This window comes from Pseudoalteromonas sp. T1lg88 (assembly GCF_002964765.1).
Classification (GTDB): Bacteria; Pseudomonadota; Gammaproteobacteria; order Enterobacterales; family Alteromonadaceae; genus Pseudoalteromonas.
The window spans coordinates 1-1,760 of the sequence record NZ_PQCF01000031.1; the positions used below are offsets into that span (position 1 = coordinate 1).

Consider the following 1,760-nt stretch of genomic DNA (forward strand, 5'->3'; position numbering starts at 1 on the left):
TTGGTACGACCGAGTGGATTCGAACCACTGAACCTTGGGCCGGGTCATAGAGAGCAGGTAGTGCTCTAAGCAACTGAGCTAGGGTTTTTATTGAATACGAGAAATATTGTAGAGAATTGGTACGACCGAGTGGATTCGAACCACTGAACCTTGGGCCGGGTCATAGAGAGCAGGTAGTGCTCTAAGCAACTGAGCTAGGGTTTTTAATCACCGGTGCTCGGTGCGCCCGTATCCAAGGTGGTGGTATCGGTGACCGTGCCTGTGTTCCCGGCAGCGTCGGTCACTGTCATGGTGACAGTTAGTTCACCGTCGGCGAGACCTGACAGATCTTGCCCAACGACGGTCACGTTGCCGTTGCTATCCGTGCTGATCGCCGAGCTCGGTACCGTGATCGTCGTCACACCATCACTGATGGTGATGCTGTCGACGGTGGCACCGGCTTCAACGACGCCAGAAAGGGTCACGTTGGTCGCCTCACTTGCGCTAACTAGCTCATCGCCGCCGTCGTTGAACGCAATGCTGTTCGCACCATCGCCCGTGGTTGGCGCGCTGGTGTCAATGACTAAGGTGCCCGTGGACGTGCCGCTGTTACCCGTCGCATCGGTGGCGGTCACGGTCACCTGGTAGCTTCCGTCCATAAGCGCTGGTAAGGTGTCGTCCACCAAGGTCCAGGTGCCGTCGCCATTGTTAGTGGCGGCGTAATCCACACCCTCAACGGTTACCACTATGCTCGCCTCTGGATCATCTATGGTGCCGGTCAAGGCTGGGGTGCTGTCATTGGTGGTGTTATCGTTGATGGTCACCGAAGGTGCACCCGTATCCAGGGTGGTGGTATCAGTGACCGTGCCTGTGTTCCCGGCAGTGTCGGTCACTGTCATGGTGACAGTCAGTTCACCGTCGGCGAGACCTGACAGGTCTTGCCCAACGACGGTCAGGTTGCCGTTGCTATCCAAAGTGATCGCCGAGCTCGGTACCGTGATGGTGGTCACGCCATCACTGATGGTGATGCTGTCGACGGTGGCACCGGCTTCGACAACGCCAGAAAGGGTCACGTTGGTCGCTTCACTCGCGCTCAATTGTTCATCGCCGCCATCGTCGAACGCAATACTGTTTGCGCCATCACCTGTGCTCGGTGCGGCCGTATCCAAGGTGGTGGTATCGGTGACCGTGCCTGTGTTCCCGGCAGCGTCGGTCACTGTCATGGTGACGGTTAGTTCACCGTCGGCGAGACCTGAAAGGTCTTGCCCTACGACGGTCACGTTGCCGTTGCTATCCATGCTGATCGCCGAGCTCGGTACCGTGATCGTCGTCACGCCATCACTGATGGTGATGCTGTCGACGGTGGCACCGGCTTCGACAACGCCAGAAAGGGTCACGTTGGTCGCTTCACTCGCGCTCAATTGTTCATCGCCGCCATCGTCGAACGCAATACTGTTTGCGCCATCACCTGTGCTCGGTGCGGCCGTATCCAAGGTGGTGGTATCGGTGACCGTGCCTGTGTTCCCGGCAGCGTCGGTCACTGTCATGGTGACGGTTAGTTCACCGTCGGCGAGACCTGAAAGGTCTTGCCCTACGACGGTCACGTTGCCGTTGCTATCCATGCTGATCGCCGAGCTCGGTACCGTGATCGTCGTCACGCCATCACTGATGGTGATGCTGTCGACGGTGGTACCGGCTTCGACAACGCCAGAAAGGGTCACGTTGGTCGCCTCACTCGCGCTTAATTGTTCATCGCCGCCATCGTCGAACGCAATACTGTT

Annotated in this window: 1 protein-coding gene; it reads right to left on the reverse strand. The window is 58.1% G+C overall.

Going from position 1 to position 1,760, the window contains the following annotated elements; translation table 11 throughout:
* Positions 1–203 precede the first annotated feature (203 nt).
* Positions 204–1,754: a beta strand repeat-containing protein gene (locus tag C2M34_RS09255; protein WP_267894351.1), complete on the reverse strand. Its 1,551-nt coding sequence runs from the start codon at positions 1,752–1,754 to the stop codon at positions 204–206.
* Positions 1,755–1,760 lie beyond the last annotated feature (6 nt).